Origin of the sequence: Paenibacillus sp. cl6col, assembly GCF_900102125.1 — a bacterium.
In the GTDB taxonomy this organism is placed as follows: Bacteria; Bacillota; Bacilli; order Paenibacillales; family Paenibacillaceae; genus Paenibacillus_B; species Paenibacillus_B suaedae.
In genome coordinates this window covers 98,464-116,018 of the sequence record NZ_FNAZ01000001.1, presented here as the reverse complement: position 1 = coordinate 116,018, position 17,555 = coordinate 98,464, and the positions used below count along the sequence as shown (strand labels likewise).

12 protein-coding genes are annotated in these 17,555 nt (G+C 47.5%); all 12 read left to right on the top strand.

The genetic code is table 11. From position 1 onward, the window contains the following. Positions 1 to 106: 106 nt before the first annotated feature. The 12 genes from BLS15_RS00445 (at position 107) to BLS15_RS00385 (ending at position 17,554) form a co-directional block, all read left to right on the top strand. Positions 107 to 4,045: an SdrD B-like domain-containing protein gene (locus BLS15_RS00445; protein ID WP_028531870.1), complete on the top strand. Its 3,939-nt coding sequence runs from the start codon at positions 107 to 109 to the stop codon at positions 4,043 to 4,045. Between the two features lie 173 nt (positions 4,046 to 4,218). Further along, a complete protein-coding gene (locus BLS15_RS00440) occupies positions 4,219 to 5,751 on the top strand; it encodes an MDR family MFS transporter (protein ID WP_021254010.1) in 1,533 nt (510 codons plus the stop codon). Continuing rightward, entirely contained in the window at positions 5,748 to 6,365 is a 618-nt protein-coding gene (locus BLS15_RS00435; protein ID WP_021254009.1) for a PadR family transcriptional regulator, read from the top strand. Before BLS15_RS00440 ends, BLS15_RS00435 begins: the two co-directional genes overlap by 4 nt. A gap of 699 nt (positions 6,366 to 7,064) precedes the next feature. Further along, a complete protein-coding gene (locus BLS15_RS00430; protein ID WP_021254008.1) occupies positions 7,065 to 9,749 on the top strand; it encodes an ABC transporter permease in 2,685 nt (894 codons plus the stop codon). A gap of 21 nt (positions 9,750 to 9,770) precedes the next feature. Continuing rightward, on the top strand, positions 9,771 to 10,451 hold the full coding sequence (locus tag BLS15_RS00425; RefSeq protein WP_021254007.1) for an ABC transporter ATP-binding protein: 681 nt from the start codon (positions 9,771 to 9,773) through the stop codon (positions 10,449 to 10,451). A gap of 71 nt (positions 10,452 to 10,522) precedes the next feature. Then, the gene (locus BLS15_RS00420) at positions 10,523 to 11,350 is read left to right on the top strand and encodes a 3D domain-containing protein (protein ID WP_021254006.1); all 828 of its coding nucleotides are present in this window, start codon (positions 10,523 to 10,525) and stop codon (positions 11,348 to 11,350) included. Between the two features lie 139 nt (positions 11,351 to 11,489). After that, a complete protein-coding gene (locus BLS15_RS00415) occupies positions 11,490 to 11,678 on the top strand; it encodes a hypothetical protein (RefSeq protein ID WP_021254005.1) in 189 nt (62 codons plus the stop codon). A gap of 243 nt (positions 11,679 to 11,921) precedes the next feature. Then, positions 11,922 to 12,971 carry a cell wall-active antibiotics response protein LiaF gene (liaF, locus tag BLS15_RS00405; protein ID WP_021254003.1) on the top strand — a complete coding sequence of 350 codons (1,050 nt, stop codon included), beginning with the start codon at positions 11,922 to 11,924 and terminating at the stop codon, positions 12,969 to 12,971. 7 nt (positions 12,972 to 12,978) lie between these two features. Then, positions 12,979 to 14,064, top strand: a complete 1,086-nt coding sequence (locus BLS15_RS00400) for a HAMP domain-containing sensor histidine kinase (protein ID WP_021254002.1) — start codon at positions 12,979 to 12,981, stop codon at positions 14,062 to 14,064. Positions 14,065 to 14,090: 26 nt separating this feature from the next. After that, the gene (locus BLS15_RS00395; RefSeq protein WP_021254001.1) at positions 14,091 to 14,756 is read left to right on the top strand and encodes a response regulator; all 666 of its coding nucleotides are present in this window, start codon (positions 14,091 to 14,093) and stop codon (positions 14,754 to 14,756) included. 284 nt (positions 14,757 to 15,040) lie between these two features. Beyond that, positions 15,041 to 16,690 (top strand): S1C family serine protease, encoded by a 1,650-nt coding sequence (locus BLS15_RS00390; RefSeq protein ID WP_090509301.1) that lies wholly within the window; start codon positions 15,041 to 15,043, stop codon positions 16,688 to 16,690. A 177-nt stretch (positions 16,691 to 16,867) separates the two neighbouring features. Then, positions 16,868 to 17,554: a response regulator transcription factor gene (locus tag BLS15_RS00385; RefSeq protein ID WP_021261002.1), complete on the top strand. Its 687-nt coding sequence runs from the start codon at positions 16,868 to 16,870 to the stop codon at positions 17,552 to 17,554. The last annotated feature ends 1 nt before the right edge of the window (position 17,555 follow it).

Here is a 17,555-nt window from a genome sequence, read left to right as displayed (position 1 = left end):
AGAATTTGTTCAGCGCCATTGAGTAGGATAGGAAGGAAGTCGTTCGTGTGGGTAAACTTCCCAAACAGACGGCTCAAATTTATTTACGGAAAGGAGAGGGAACGATTTGAGGAGGACACTAAGAAGGGCGCAGGCGTCAATATGGGCGCTGCTGCTCATCTTGAACATAGTGCTCCTGCCTGTTTCGGCGCATGCGAACGCAGATGGTAACGACTCACAAGGAATTCAATTGCGATTAAGCAGCAGTAAGGACACTGTGCTCACAGGAGCAACCTTTACCTACACAATTGATTACAGTCTATCGAGCACGACAGAGGACTATTCTAATGCGGAAATTGTGCTTCCCTTGCCTGAGGGCATCGTATTCGAGGAAGTGCAGGGATCTGAACATGTCGTAAGCAAACATGAGAATGTGGGCGGCGTGGACAAGGTGACGTTTACATTCAAAAATCCTACCCCATCCGGCGCGACGGGAAAACTGCAGGTGAAGGCACATTTCCCTAACCACACAACGCCTGACGGGACTTCCGGAACGGCAACGGCAACATTCATCCACCATTCCGGAAGCTTGCAGGTAGAATCGAACCCTGTAACAGTTACAGGGAAGGCATCTGCGGAATGGATACTTACGAAGGAGCGAATCGTACCTGTTGAAGGTGTGAAGCCGCAGCCAGGAACGGAAGTTGTCTACGAAATTACGCTGAAGGACAACAAGAATCCGGCAGACAAAGACGGCAATCTCAACATTGACCATGTTGTGATTACCGACGTTCTGCCGCCTGAAGCCGAATTCTCCAAGGCAGCCCCCACGCCTGATTCCATACAGGGTCAGACCCTGACATGGAAGATTGATGCGAAGGAGCTCAATAAGGAGAAAATAACGGACCGTTCCAAAAGCATACTCGTTACGGTTTTGTATCCTAAAGATAAGGTGATTGATCCGAGCACCGGCAACACGAAAGCGGTGGTGAATACGGCCAAAGCATCTTATCAGCCTTTGGGAGATGCGGCCAAGGAACTGACTGCGAAGGCTGAACACGACTTTATCAAGCAGCCTGGCGGAGGAATATGGATTTACAAGCAAATCTGGAGCGGTCAGGAGAAGGAATTGTCGGAAGGCCAGGAAGTCAGCTTTTATATTGGCGGAGTAGGGAATGCTGCCAATGTCCCTCTAGATAAAGCCGTCATGACAGATATGACACCGAAGGGCATGAAATTGCAGTATATCCGTATTCCAGCCTTTGACGGTGCAGATAAAGATGAGTACGAAATTCAGTACACGTCGAAAAGCACGCCTGATGAGAGCGACTGGAAACTATGGAAGGAATTAAATTTTAAGACACAACACAAGCTGTTGGCAGCAGATCTGAACGCTGACATTCAAGGCATTCGCCTTGTTTTGGGAGATGTACCCGTTGCATTCCGTTCGCATGATGTTTTAGAACTTCGTTACCAATTAACTTCTTATGATAGTGTCAAACATGATGATTATAAGTATGGCGATTTCCCTCGATTGACAGAAAAGTACCCGAACGATGACTTTACTTATCTGGACAAAAATAACGGCCTTCCTACGAACGAAGAAGCCAAGCAGCACCCGAAGCAGTGGAAACAAACGATTAACTATGCAAGCATGGAATACAGCTTCAATGGTGAGAAGACCGAGTATTTGACGGGGGTTAAGGTATTGGCGGTGGATAAGCGTCCGCTGCTGGAAGTGGATAAATCGGTTGTGAGTGGAAAAAGTACTTCCCCAGGAGGTACGGTAACTTATAGGATCGTTGTAACCAATGCCAGTCCGATTGATGTTCCGTTTCGCGACCCGGTTGTAACGGATCTGCTGCCGGAAGAATTGGAATATGTGCCGGACAGCTTGAAGCTGGGGCCACTTAACGGCAAGCAGGTGCCTGCCCCTACGTTCTCAGAAGCCAAGAAGGATCAGCAAGAGCGTACGCCGATTACATGGGCGTGGGGTACAGAAGGCAGCAACTCCTTGACGCTGCAGAAGGGCGAAGCGCTCACCTTTACCTTCGAAGCGAGAGTGAAGCCGGATACCCCGACGGGCGAAGTTTACAATGAAGTTGAGGTCACATCAGAACGGCACAACTATATTAACGGGTTGACCAACTTCAAGAACCAGCGCTATAAGCAAGAGAACGGCAAGTGGTATGTATACAACGGAGATAAAATTGATGTGAACGGCATCGATAGCTTGATCTCCGAAAAATGGGTTCAAGGGGATTTGGATAACGGGCAATGGTCTAAGTATCCAAATATCGGAAATGTTGCGCCAGGCGGAGAACTTAAGTATAAGATCTCTGTAACGAACCGGGGATCAATTGGCGTCAAAAACCTTTTGATCGTAGATGCCCTTCCGCATATCGGTGATCACGGGGTCATCGACAAATCGCCGCGAGGCAGCAAGTGGACCCCGATTCTGAAGGAGCCGATATCGCCTCCGAACGGTGTAACGGTATATTACAGCGTCGATGAAGAGATATCGATGACAGGCGGCAACTGGGATAAAGAGCCTCCGCAAGATATATCGAAGGTGCGAGCCTTAAAGTTCGAATTCGCTGGTGATGTCATACTGGCTCCTGGCCAATCCAAGGAATTGACATGGACAATGCGCGCGCCTGTTGACACGCCTGCAAGCGATGATCAGATCGCATGGAATTCCTTCGGATACACCGCGACTCCGGTCATTAGCGATAAGGCTATGCTCCCGGCAGAGCCGCTCAAGGTCGGCATTAAGATAAAGGGCGATCCAAAGGGAGAGATTGGGGATTACGTCTGGTACGATGAAAATGGCAATGGGATTCAGGATGAAGCACCGGATCATGGTGTTAACGGCGTTCGCGTCGACCTGCATCGCGAGAGTGACGGCAAGGTAATACAAAGCACTGTAACTGGCAATAATCACGAAAGTCAGCCAGGATACTATCTGTTTACTGGCTTGGATGCGGGCAAATACTACGTTACGTTCCACTTGCCGGAAGGCTATGATGCATTTACGGTGAAAGATGCAATAACGAATCCAGGGAAGAACTCCAAGGCTAATGTGGAAGGCAGAACAGACATCATTACACTGGAGCAGGGCGGCAAAAACCATAACATTGACGCAGGCCTAATTAAGAAGGATATTCCATCTAATCCTGGCAAGGGAGCCATCGGCAAATATGTATGGATCGACACGAACGGCAATGGGATTCAAGATGAGAATGGTACTGGATTAAATGGGGTTGTGGTCGAATTATATAACCACAATAATGAGAAGCTGACTACGACTGTTACTCATTCCGTGTATTACAGCTCGGTGACAAATTCGGTCTATGATCCGACTGTCACGGGATCGGTCTACGATCCTGCCGTGACCGATTACGTGTATCAGTCTGGTTACTACTTATTTAATGATTTGGATCTCAGTACTTATAAGATTCGATTCATTGCCCCAGAGGGGTATTCGTTCACGAAACGGTATCAGGGAGATGATCGCGCACTCGATTCTGATGCGGATCTGAATGGCTGGTCAGACAACATCGTACTTACGGCGGAACGACCACGGGATCTAACGATTGATGCGGGACTTATTATAAGAACGGTCAATCCAGATCCGGAACCGGGAACGGGCGGATCTACTAATCCTGGAGGTGGCGGTTCTACCAATCCTGGAACGCCTGTAGAGCCAGGCAAACCGGGCGATCAGGAACGGCCGACGATTCCAGGTACAATCGTAGAAACCAAACCTGGGAATCCAGATGGCGATACGAATCCCGAACCAGGCGAAGCGACAGAGCCGGATAGCGATACGAAGCCAGATAAGGGTCAAGGTACTGATAAAGAGCCAGTTGAAGGAACGAATGAGGATGAAGCGGACGGTACCGATTTGGGTGGGAAGCAGGACGTTGATCGGCAGCCGAACCGCCCGAACGTCTTGCCTCAGACTGGTGAGCAAGCGCCGATTGAACCAATCATCGGTATGTTCTTGTGCGTCGCCGCTATCATAATGTGGAGATTAAGCAAAAGAGGGGCAGCAGATCGTTAACGAATCAGCCGTCGAGGAGTAAAGCTCCTTGACGGCTTTTGTTTGTGCATTGACGGACAAGCATTCGTACAAATTTTCAAAATAATGCGATAAAAAAAGTTGCTTTGTATTCAAATTTGAATATAATGAGTTTATGATCTTGTTATTCAAATTTGAATATAGAGGTGGTAAGGGTGGGTTCTTCTTCTCGTGCTCGCATAACGGTTATTGGTCTTCTGCTCGGGCTGTTGATTGTGTCGCTGGATCAGACGATACTATCGACAGCCGTGCCGACGATTGTTGCGAAGCTTGGCGGCTTCGAACAGTATGTATGGTTGTTCTCGGCTTATCTGATTGCAAGCGTGGCGTGTATGCCGTTGTTCGGCAAGCTATCTGATATGTACGGACGCAAGCGATTCTTTGCGCTCGGGATCATCGTATTCATGGTAGGCTCGGCACTATGTGGAATGGCAGGTTCGATGCAGGAATTAATTTGGTATCGTGCGATTCAGGGTATTGGCGGCGGTGCGCTTATGCCCGTTGTATTTACGATTCTGTTCGATATTTTCCCAGAGGGAAAACGAGCTAAGATGACAGGAATGTTCGGGGCAGTATTTGGTCTATCCAGTGTGTTTGGGCCCATGGCTGGAGCTTTTTTCTCCGACCACCTGCACTGGCGCTGGATCTTCTACGTGAATCTTCCATTAGGATTGATTGCGCTTCTACTTGTTATGCTTGGCTATCAGGAGACACTAAGCTTCAATAAGCGGCAGATTGATTGGCTGGGAACATTCACGCTGGTTGCTGCAATATTGTGCTTCATGTTCGGATTGGAGATGGGGGGCAAGGATTATGCATGGTCTTCCCCGACGATCATCTCGCTTTTTGCAGGGGCACTCCTTATGTTTGTTCTATTTATCATTGTTGAGATGAAGGTGGCAGAGCCAGTCGTTCCGCTTGGTTTGTTCAAGAGTAAGCTGTTTACCGCGAGCATGGGGGCAGGGATGCTAATTGGAATGCTGTTGATGGCAGGAGCGACCTTCATTCCGTTATTCATTCAAGGAGTTGTGGGCGGATCCGCGACGAATGCTAGTACAGTGCTGACGCCGATGATGCTGGCACTCGTCTGCAGCACCGTTGCGGCAGGATTTCTGCTGAGGAAGATGTCTTTCCGCAACATTATGCTCCTATCGGGAACATTGCTGCTGCTGTCTGTTGTGCTTTTATCACAGGTAACGCCTGACACCTCCATGTCTACGATGGTTGTATATATGATCATGATGGGCTTGGGGATAGGTGCTTCCTTCCCCGTTACCTCGATCGCGGCACAGCATAAGGTGGATTATCAGCAGCGGGGCACAGTCAATTCGCTAGTGCGGTTCTTTCAAACACTTGGCAATACGCTCGGAATCAGTATATTAGGGAGTATTCAGACCTCTTATTTACGTGATTGCTTCGGCGGTGTGCTGACTGATCCAAAGCTTGTGGAGCAGCTTGGCAATCCGCAGGTTCTGCTGCAGGATCAAGTGCGTTCATCCATTCCGGAACCAATTTTGAAACAGTTGACCAGTGTGCTGTCTGATTCCATTGCCCATGTTTATGCATGGTCCATTCCGCTCGCGGTGCTTTCCCTTTTGTTCATTTTGCTTATGGGACGTGTTACAATGATGTCTAAACACTCTCATGGGAGTGCGGCAGCCGCAGAGCAAGGTGGAGAACCTGCGTGATTGCGAATGGCTGTCGTTTCATGAAGGAAGAGGTGGAACACATGTCGATGAAGCTGGCCATACTTGGTTTGCTTATGGAGCAAGATCGCCATCCTTATGAGATGAGTCAGGCTATGAAAGAACGCGAAATGCATAATTATATGAAAATTCAATACGGGTCGCTGTATTATGCCATTGACCAGTTAAACAAAGGCGAATTTATAGAAAAGGCTGAATTCGTTAGCGGTGGTTCTCGCCCGGATAAGACGATTTATCGCATTACGGAAAAAGGAAAGCGTGAGCTTGAAGAACTGCTAGTTGAAGAAATGAAAAAGCAGCCTCATTTGAATCATCCCTTTTATGCGGCGCTGTCCTTTGTGAAGTATGCGGATCAGGCAATAGTTATGGAGATTATTCAGAATCGCATTTCTTATTATGAGCAGGAAGCAGAACGAATGTGGGCCCTGTATGAAGAGCATATTTCATATGCTCCTCGTTCCGTTCTGCATATGCTGTACGGAGGCTATAAATATACAATAACGGAACTAAATTGGTTGAAAAGCCTTCACGAGGATGCGCTGGCTGGCAAATTAGGCAGTAAAGGCGAACCTCTGCCGGTACTGAAGCTGCATTAGTGGCAGGTGTCGAAAGAACGTCCCGTTACTCTTTCTCATAATAGTCACTTCTAGCATATTTAGACTTTTTTTGCGACAAGCTGTTATGATAGCGGTTCTACCAGAGACTGGAGCAGAACATGCTCTCCCCCTTGGTTCTGTCTTTAAAAGCTGGGAAATACGTCTGATGGCTCGTTGGCAACCGCCATTTCCATCTTTCTAAACCTTTTAGTGCTTTTTATGAATTGCTTAATACACTCTCCTTATCAATGGTAAGGAGGGTGTTTTTTTATGATCATCAAAACGAGAGAACTATCTACATGTTGCGGAACAATCTCAGCAGCGGGTTTGAGGTTTCTCGAGTCTTCTCCATGTCCTATAGAAAAGGTACATCGCAAATACCGATTGTTTGAAATCAGATTCCATTTCATAGTATTTATACTATAATTAGCATAATGGATGGAGTAGCGGCTTGTAAGGACATGCAGCATCGAAGAAACTGCTCTTGAAGTCGAGAATATGGTCATTCAACTACAAGGGAACAATCTATCATCTTATCGTTCTCGTAAATATCGAGGAGCTGAAATAGTACGGAAACTAAGCTATTAGTAGGATGTCCTTCCGGATATTCTGAACAGAGAAATGTCTATGCAACTGATTCTATAATGGAGAACGGTGGACGAAGATTATAAGCGCCCGTAAGTGAAGGTTGGTGATATTATGAGCATATTTTGGAAAATGGGAACCAGAAATTTCATAGCCCAGATACGGCAAACGCTACTCACCGTATTCATAGGGTCTATCGGTGTCGTTCTGATTTTTTCTTGTTATTTTGTCATTTCTTCTATTACATATAGTAAATCACAATGGGAAGAAAAACACTTTGGCGCCATTGGTACAGAGATTTATTCGCGTGTTGGACTTGATTTGACCGAGGCTCAGATTAAAGATGTTCAAACGAAGCTTCAAACCAGAAATATTGCCAGTCTTCCCTATGTGTCTCGGGTCGTTTCTGTGCACAGCGGGAATAATGATGAAGTTAAGGAAGATAGCATCGTTGCATTAGGATTTGATTTTCAACATGCTCGGGAATTAGAGCCGAAGCAACCATTGTGGTCTACGGATCCCCTGTCAGCAGAAGAAGCGATTGTATCGGTTCCGCTAGCACGGCAGTTGGGACTTGGTGTCGGTGAAACAATGGTAATCTCGTTTGCTGAGAAAGAAGTGCCTGTAACGATTCGGGATATAGCAGAGGAACGCGGATTAACAGGTTTTCGCGGAACAGTGCGGGCACAAGGGACAGTTATTCTCTCGAATACGCTTGCGCATCAGATATTCGGCGTTCCAGAAGCAAGCGCACACAGTATCTTACTGGCGACGGACAAGATGTATTCATCATTACCAGGCAATTCCTTCTTTACGGATCTTACGGAGAGAGCAATCAAAAAAGAAGCGCTATCTCATATGTCGATGGTCCAGAGTATTTTCACGCCTCCATTTTTGTTTTTTGTCGCGGTTTCTTTGTTCGCTGGAATTTTGCTGTTGGCGCAGTTGTTTAATATTCTGAAAGAAAGGCGCAAATATTATCTTGGCGTGCTCCGATCGCTTGGACTCAGTAACCGCAACTGCTTTGTCATCTACTTGAGTGAGTGTGCGTTACTGTGTGCGGTCATTACCATCTTAGGAGTTGTGCTCGGGAATGTACTCGGTTTCGGATTACTGTCTGTGAATGTATTTTATATCGAACAATTGCTGGAACGGTATTCCGCTTACGCCTATCCAATCCAACCCCACATTAATGTGACGGCAACATGCTGGATCGCGATGACCATGTTTATTGTTTTCTTACTCCTCGCTTGTTTTGTCGGGCGTTTCATTAAGCGCACATCCATTCTGCACCTAATGGGCAAGGAGGATAATCGTGTGAATCTAGCACAGAAGCGTCTACTCAAAATCTTAGGTTGTCTCCTTGTCACAGTGGCATTCATTTATTTCAATTATTTCGCCACAGAGGGGCTTTCAGATGACGATAGGCTTAGTGCAAAAGTATTCGGTTCGATTATAAGTTGGCTTGTTGGAATTATAACGACTGCTTATCTGATGTTTCTTATTGTACCTTGGATGAAACGGGCATCCTCTGTCTTGCCGCATCGATGGTTGGATCGATTGGCTGTTACGTTAGGCACACAGTACCCGCATATGAGGTTTAGTCGTTCATTTGGCATCGTTTTGTTGTTTACGGTATTATCCTGCTGTTTGATTGTGATGATAAGTTTCGCTTCCAATGTTGAAGATTATGCCGCTCAGAACAAGAGAGATTCTTTTATGGCTACCGATGCCTATATGTCTTATGCCGATGAGCGGGAAAAAGAGAAGCTGAAACCCAATATGAATGAAGTACAAGAAATCGTGCAAGGTGCTGCCTACATGGATGCGTACAGAATCCTAGTTTCATCCTCCGACAATGCAGTTGATCTTACAGAAGTAACACCCCCTACGAATGGTAACAAATGGGCATATTCGCAAGTTGTGTGGGGAAAATGGCTAGGGGAGGGCTACCAATTACCGCTTGCCTCCCGTGCGCCGCAATTTAAGAGTGATGCGGAGGTTTTTCAGGCCATGAGCGATCAAGCGTCTGTCGTTCTCGTGGATGATAAATTGGAAGGAACGTACCGAGTAGGCGATCAGATTCCGCTTCGTTTATTGAAAGGTGGAGCCAAAGAAGAGAACCTGATTGGAGAGGAAGTGGTCACGGTAGCGGGAACGTTCGCCATTGGTGATGATAACCGCTTCATGGGCAGGGTATTTATAGTGGCTGACGAACTTTACAATAAATATAGTACAAACGGCGCTTATAAGTGGCCTGGAGAGCCCAAAGGCTATGCGCTGTTACAGTTGACTGATACAGATGTGACGGCGGCAGATTCCATAAAGACACTGAAATATCATTTTACCAAAACAGCTGGTGTTACGGTGAGTACACCAGGTGAGGATCAGGCAATCATTACGACGATTGTGAAAGCGGAATTCACGCTGTTCTCTTACATTATGTCATTCATGATGCTTATGGCCTTGCTCGGCATGTATGTGATTCAGATTCGCTCAGTACAGGAGCGGGTTCCCCATTTGGTTATGTTATGGCAGATGGGGGTCAGTCACAAGTCGTTGAAACAGATTTTTATCGTAGAGGGTTGTCTGATTGGGATCGTTGGGTTAATTAGCGGAATTGTGGTCGGAAGGCTCGGTTCGGAGATGCTGATGCGTTTGGCGTGGATGGGGGTTAGGTTTTCATTCCCTTATCTGAACGTGACCGGTCTCGTCATCGGATTGCTGATCTTCATCTGGTTGTTCAACCGATTCAGCACAGCCGGATTAAGACATATACAGATCAGTCGGACAGAGTAATCGGTGAGGAGGTTCTAGAACATGATTGTAGCCAAAGCTGTTTGCAAGAACTACGGCATGGAAGCGGCTCCACAAACAGTCGCACTTTCAAGGGTGGATTTACACATCCATAGGGGCGAGATGGTGAGCATTATGGGGCCGTCCGGTTGTGGCAAGTCCACGTTGCTTTATACGCTGTCAGGTATTGAGCCAGCTGACAGTGGCGAGATTTGGTTCGACAAGCAAGCATTACACCAAATGAGCGAAAAAGAGGTCTCCGCGCTCAGATTGACGTCGATGGGTTTTGTCTATCAGCAATACAATCTGATTCCTGTGTTGAATGTCGTGGATAACGTAGCCTTGCCGCTTATCAGTCAGGGCGCTCAGAGGTCAATTGCCCACAAAGCTGCCAAGGTGGCACTTGAAGATGTCATGCTAACAGATAAGTTGAAGGCCATGCCGCATGAACTGTCCGGAGGACAAGCCCAGCGGGTTGCAATTGCCCGCGCTATAGTCCATAATCCTCGCGTTATCTGGGCCGATGAGCCTACTGGAGCTTTGGATACGGTAACATCGGAGGCGATCGTAACTTTGCTGCGCAAGATAAATGCAGACAAGCAAGTGACTATCGTTATCGTCACGCATGACCCGGTAGTTGCATCAGCCACAGATCGTGTAATCCGTATGAAAGACGGAAGACTAACGGAAGCGCAATATGCTTGACACTTTTTTGTTGAATATGAATAAAAGCGAAATGAGCAGGACATCCTTCCCACTAAGGGAGGGGTAACCATATGTTTACAATATCGACTACAAGTTCGGAACGGAAGGGAAACATGACATCGAGATCGGATAAGCGCGCTATCGTATTCACAAGGTTGTCGTTAGGTATTGCTGGAGCGGTGCTGTATGTAGCAGCGGGTATGCTTATAGCTCCAATGACTGTTCAAGCGTGGTCAACAGAAGCGGGTGCATATCAACAAGGGACGTTAACACAAGCATCGTTGTCCACTCATGCTTCCTCACAGGTGCAGCAAACAAAGAAATTGACCTGGACCTTGAACGCCGCATCTGAAACACTGCCGCTCGTGTATGTGCAGCCTTTGCCGACGGTAAAAGGGCAGAAGGTGAAGGAAGAGCAGGAACGTCCACATGTTGCGGTTGCAGCGGCCAAACTGACATTCACAGCTGCTGAGCTTGCTCCTCAGCAGGAGCGCATCATTCGATCGGTAAAGGTAGTTGCTACTGGCTATACGGCAGGAGCTGAATCAACTGGCAAGGAGCCGGGGCATCCAGAGTACGGGATTACTTATTCCGGTGTTAAAGTGCGTCGAGACTATGTGTCCACGATCGCAGCGGATTTATCCGTATTTCCATTAGGAAGCATCCTCTATATTCCGGGATATGGATATGGGATTGTAACGGATATTGGTGCCAAAATTAAGGGTAAGAAGCTTGATCTATTCTTCCATACAACGAAGCAAGTATACGGACAGTGGGGCAAGAAAGAAGTGGAAGTCAAGCTTATTAAACGCGGTAATGGTAAAGTATCGGAACAAATGCTGGACGATTTGAATGCAGCTGTCTTTAAAAATAAAGGGATTCCGGAATCCATGCTCTAATTGGGGCTTTGTTTCATGATGAGCGCTAGGGGTGTGCATTCGAATAATCGAGTGCTGCGCTAAGCATAATATCTCCTGTAGGAACGCAAGTTTCTGAATATGAACCGCCGAAACGCGGAGATGCAGGAGGTGAATGGAAATGCCGAAGAACAACAAAGCGAACCGCATGCAACCTGCTAACGCGAAGTACACTTCTGGTGAGTTTGCAGCCCAAAGCAACGCTGCTGACATTGAGTTTGGCCAAGAGGTTGCTCCTACAGCAGGTGCTGTAAAAGGAACAGAAAAAGGCATCGTGCAAAAAGTGCAGGAAGCTGATCAACAACAATAATACACCAAGATGCGGTGGCGAGTTATAGACTTAGCCAGGCATCGTAACGAATGGCTGCCCCTTGCTTGGGCAGCCATTTTCATTTCATTGCGGAAGTGAAAAATGCGATAGTAATTCATTTCCAGTTCCTCGGTCCCGAGACTGAGACGAACTTCCTTCCTCCGTCGCTGGTAGATGGACATGATTTCTCTTACAATTACTACATAAAGAATGAAATGACTGTAGAGAAATGGAGGGAACCGTATGAATAATCAGCGTGGCAGATGGTCGGGAGGGTTGTTTCTAATCGCGATCGGCGCTTTCTTCATGCTTAACCAGCTTGGTTATATTGATATGGATCTTGGGGAATTGATACGCACATTCTGGCCGGTAATCCTCATCTTAACGGGATTCAATGCGCTTATACAGGGGGCGTTCTGGGGGCTTATCCTTCTCGCCATCGGTGGCTACTTCCAGTTATCGAATTTAGGAGTTCTGACGGTGGATATTGGTTCAGCTATGAGGATGCTCGTTCCATTTATCCTCATTATGGTCGGTGTAGGGATGTTGATTCGCCCACGAAAAAATCGGCATAGAGATAAGTATCGTGATCGTAAGCGTTGGGACGAAGGGTACTGGCATGAACATGGTGGACAACATGATCGACCGTACAGTGAACCGCGTCCATTAGATGATGACTTTGATCAGACCTTTAATAAGCATTTTAATAAAGACGGTGTATCCGATGTTCCTCCGCCTTCGGGATATGATGAGACTGGTTCGGCAGTAGGCGGGGATAGCGACAGACGCTATAAAGAACCGTTTGGACGCAATCAAAGCCAATCATCTGATTATGATCCATTTTCGTATAAGGGATCAGTACCACCGCCACCACCGCCGCCGCCTCCGCCAATGGGCTCGGGATCGAAGTTCGACACGGTGAACAAGTCAGGCTTTATCGGTGATATTCATTTAGGCTCTGATTATTGGGAATTGAAGCCGATGAACATCTCGCATTTCATTGGTGACACGGTAATCGACTTGACGAAGGCGCAAGTGTCGTATGGCGAGACGAAGATCAATGTTTCTTCTTTTATAGGAGATGTGAAAGTATATGTTCCGAATGATATGGATCTTGGTGTAGTGGTGAGTTCAAGCTCCTTCCTTGGCGATGTGAGAGTGTTCAATCAGGAGAAGGAAGGGTTCATGAACAATCTGCAAGTGGAGACTCCCTATTATTATGAAGCAGGCAAGAAAGTGAAAATCTCCGTTAGTACCTTCATAGGAGATGTAAAGGTCATGAAAGTGGGGTAGTGCAATCATGGTGTCACGATGGTTTCGCAGCACGAAGAGTGTCAAGTGGGAGCTGCTTCTCACCTTTGTGATTTCAGGCTGCATTATCATGAGTGTGTTCTGGATTGGCTTCGTCTATGGAGGTTCCTGGTATAGTGGGATGAACTGGTGGCTGTTCGGTATTGTGACGGTCATCATCGTATCGGTCATTATGGGTTATGTCGCAGGCGTGCGCCTTCAGCGCCGCCTGGACGTGCTTCACGATAGTATGATGCAGGTGATGAAGGGCAATTGGTCAGAGCGGATTCCGCTTGGCGATGAAGAGTCATTTGCTCGCTTGTATGAAGACTTCAATACGATGGTAAGCGGGATGGAACAGAAGCTTCGTATCTTGCAGAAGATGTCCGAGCAGCAAGTGATGGATCGGGAGCGGGAATGCGAAGCTGTTGTATTGGAGGAACGAAGACGTCTAGCAAGAGATTTGCATGATACGGTTAGTCAGCAGTTATTTGCACTTCATATGGCTTCCTCTTCCTTGACGAAGGTCATGGATATGGATATGGATCGGGCGAAGAAGGTGGTTGGCCATCTTGTTGAGATGTCCCATACCGCACAGCGCCAAATGCGCGGCTTAATTGCACAGCTTCGGCCGCTTGAGCTTGACGGCAAGACATTGCAAGAAGCGTTGGGCCGCTGGTTCCCTGACTATTGTCGACAGAATGGCTTGCAAGGTAAGATTGACATTGAACTAAATTGCGAATTGTCGGAAGCCAAAGAGCATCAGTGCTTCTTAATGATTCAGGAAGCCATGGCCAATGTAGTCAAGCACGCGAAGGCAACGAAGGTTACCTTGACTCTGCAGGAGACGCCGAATCAGATTATTCTTGCTGTGGCAGATGATGGTCAAGGGTTCGATCTTCAGAGTGCGTCATTCAAGGCAGGGAGCTATGGACTGACGACGATGCGAGAACGGGTGGATAAGCTTGGCGGTCACATGGATCTCATAAGCCGTCCGGGAGCGGGAACGACGATACGCGTACATATCCCTCGATTTGAAGAAATACAAGAGCAGACAAATGACGGAGGTCATTCTAATACAGAAATGTGTGAGTAACGGAGAACGGACGGGAGGCGAATCGGTTGGGGGATAAGACATCGGTATTTCTTGTGGACGATCATGAAATGGTGCGGCTAGGTCTTCAAACTTACTTAATGCTCGATCCGGAGATTGAAGTTATTGGTGAGGCTAGTGGTGGTAGAGAAGCGATTGCTGCCATACAAGCGATGGCTAGTCGGAATGAGCCATTGCCTGATTTAATCCTTATGGACTTGATGATGCCTGACTTGAACGGGGTAGAGACAACAAGAGAGCTTATCGCACAGTTTCCGAATTTGCGAATCGTCATGCTGACCAGCTTCATGGAAGATGAGCAGGTTGTCGAAGCGATTCAGGCGGGGGCAGTCAGTTATGTGCTCAAGACGGTGTCGGCTGAAGAACTGGTATATGCGATTCGTGGCGCGCTGCAGGGCAGACCGGTCATGAGCGGAGAAGTATCGCAGGCATTGACCCGTGGTCTGCGCAAGCGTGCAGCTCAGCCGGATGACGAGGGATTGACGGAGCGGGAGAAGGAAGTGCTGCTGCTTATTGCTGATGGCAAGACGAACAAGGATATTGCAGATGAGCTCCATATCAGCATCAAGACGGTTAAGACACATGTATCGAATCTTCTAATGAAATGTGAGCTGCAGGATCGTACACAGCTTGCGGTGTTCGCTCATCGTAAAGGGTGGGTTAAAAACGAATAATTTCGTCTATCCTGTAAATAGACGTAGTTGTGAACGTGATACTTCAGTTGCCTAGGCATATAATATTCTAGGTCTAGACACTAACAGATTTGAACTGTGCTGTTTATTGCGTCGACAGGAATTGCAGAACAGGCCGAAGGGCCTGTTTTTTTGTCGAACTTTTGTATTATCATCTTTTATGGTGTTTTATATTGTTTTTAAGCTAGGATTAAGGTTTATCGTCCATTATATAAACATATCATTACGATACTTCATTTGAACGAGTACATTAGGAGGTAGGCAAAATGGACGAACAAAAACGCAATTTATTTCGTGCATCCGACAAGGATTCTCATACATCAGCATCAGACGACAGCGCTGCTAGACAAGAGCGCGATGGCAGCCTGAATGAGGAACAGGAACTGGGCAAGCAAAATGAACGTTACTATTACGCCTACGGCCCTTATCAATCTGTAAAACAAGAAGAACCTTCGAGAACCACAACATCGACAGATCCAACTGGACGTATGAATGATGTGCAGGTAACGCCGCCCAATCCGGTTAAGCCGCTTCCGTTCTCCAGCGCTACGCAGCAGGGAGGGGCTCAAGCGAGTGGATATATGGCTCCGAATATGCGTGGTGACGGAGGAGGCCAATCTGCTCCGCCACAAGGTGATTGGAACTTCAAGGATTCGAAGCGCAAGAGAGGGACTTCCTTCAAGGCAATATTTGCTTCCTTCATGGCAGGGGCGCTCGTCATTTCGGCGCTTATGATTACGGCTGACAAGGTGAACCTGTTTACGGGCGGAACGGCGCTTGCTGGCGAGGGGGCTGGAAGCAGTGCGGCAGGTGCGAATGCGGTGCAAACCAATGGGCCTGGAACTACACTGCCGAACGGCTCGAACAGTGTAGCGGATGTGTTTAAGAAAGCTAGTCCTGCGGTCGTGAAGATCGAGACATTCGCAACGACAAGAGGGCAAAGCGGTGGTGGCAGCAATCCGTGGATGGATGACCCGTTCTTCCGCCAATTCTTCGGAGACGGCTATGGGAATGACAATTCCCGCCAGGATGTGAAGCCGAAGCTGCAGCCTCTTGGAATCGGTACAGGGTTCATTTTTGATAAAGAAGGGTATATTCTAACGAATCAGCACGTAATTGAAGGTGCGGAGACGATTCAGGTCCAGGTGGAAGGGAGCAAGGAGCCGATTAAGGCAGAACTGCTTGGACATAGCAAGGACTTGGACTTGGCCGTTCTGAAAATCAAAAGCGACGGCAATCTTCCAACCGTTAGCCTAGGAAATTCCGATACGACGCAAATCGGAGACTGGCTTGTTGCAATCGGCAATCCGTCTGGATTCGACCATACGGTTACCGTTGGTGTACTTAGTGCACGCGAACGCAAAATCAATGTTGACGATAACGGCAGCGCTCGTGAATACCAACACTTGCTTCAGACAGATGCATCGATCAACCCTGGTAACTCTGGCGGTCCGTTGTTGAACATGCAGGGCGAAGTTATCGGCATGAATGTAGCGGTAAGTCGCCAGGCGCAAGGAATTGGATTCGCGATTCCATCGAATGTGATGAGTAAGGTTGTCGAGGATTTGAAGAATAAACGCGAGATTGCGAAGGAGCCTCTGCCGTTTATCGGTGCAACACTCATTACGATGACAGATGATATTGCAGACCGATTAGGTATGAATCTAATTAAGGGGTCTCTCGTGAGCGAAGTGTTGTTCGGCACCCCTTCTTATGAGGCAGATTTGCGCGCTTATGATATCATTACCGGTATGGATGGGACTAAATATACAACCAAGGAAGAGCTAATTGAACAGATTAGCAAGAAGAAGGTTGGCGATACCGTTAAGCTTCAAGTCGTACGCAACGGCAAGTCGATTGATGTAAGTGTGAAGATTGGCGATAAGAACAAATTCACGAAACAATTGCAGCAATAAGGGGAAGGGAGTGCGTCACGACATGAGCAATGGCACTTGAAGGACGCATCCCCCCCTAAGTATACAGATAGGAAGCACAGAATGGCTTATGCGATTTCTGGCTTCCTTTTCGCTTTATTGGCAGAATAACAAATGATTTGCATATTTGATGGAAATCGGAAAAAGGGGATGAGTATGATGCGATCAACGATACTGGTAATTGATGATGATGAGAAAATTACCTCCATGCTTCGAAGGGGGTTGGTGTTCGAAGGGTACGAGGTACGTACGGCTTCGAATGGATCGGAAGGGCTGCGGGACATGATGCTGCATGAACCAGATATGGTCATATTAGACGTCATGATGCCCGAAGTTGATGGATGGGAAGTATGCCGCCGCATGCGTGAAGGGGGCAGCAGTGTGCCTGTGCTCATGCTGACGGCTAAGGATGAAGTGCAGGATCGCGTGAAGGGGCTTGATAACGGGGCGGATGATTACTTGGTCAAGCCGTTTGCACTTGAGGAGCTGCTTGCACGTGTTCGTGCCCTGTTGCGGCGTCGCAGTGATAGTGAAGGGGGATCGCATCGCCTAACATTCGAGGATATTGTGCTGGACTTACATACACGTGAAGTACAGCGGGACGGCAAGGCGATCGAGCTTACTGCCAAGGAATTTGAACTGCTCCATCTATTCATGCAGAACCCGAAGCGGGTACTGCCGCGCGATATGATTATGGAGAAGATATGGGGATATGATTACAGCGGTGAATCCAATGTGTTGGAAGTATATATTGCCATGCTTCGTCAGAAGACAGAGGAGCATGGAGGCAAACGCATCATATTAACGATCCGTGGGACGGGCTATGTATTGAGAGGGGACAGTTAGA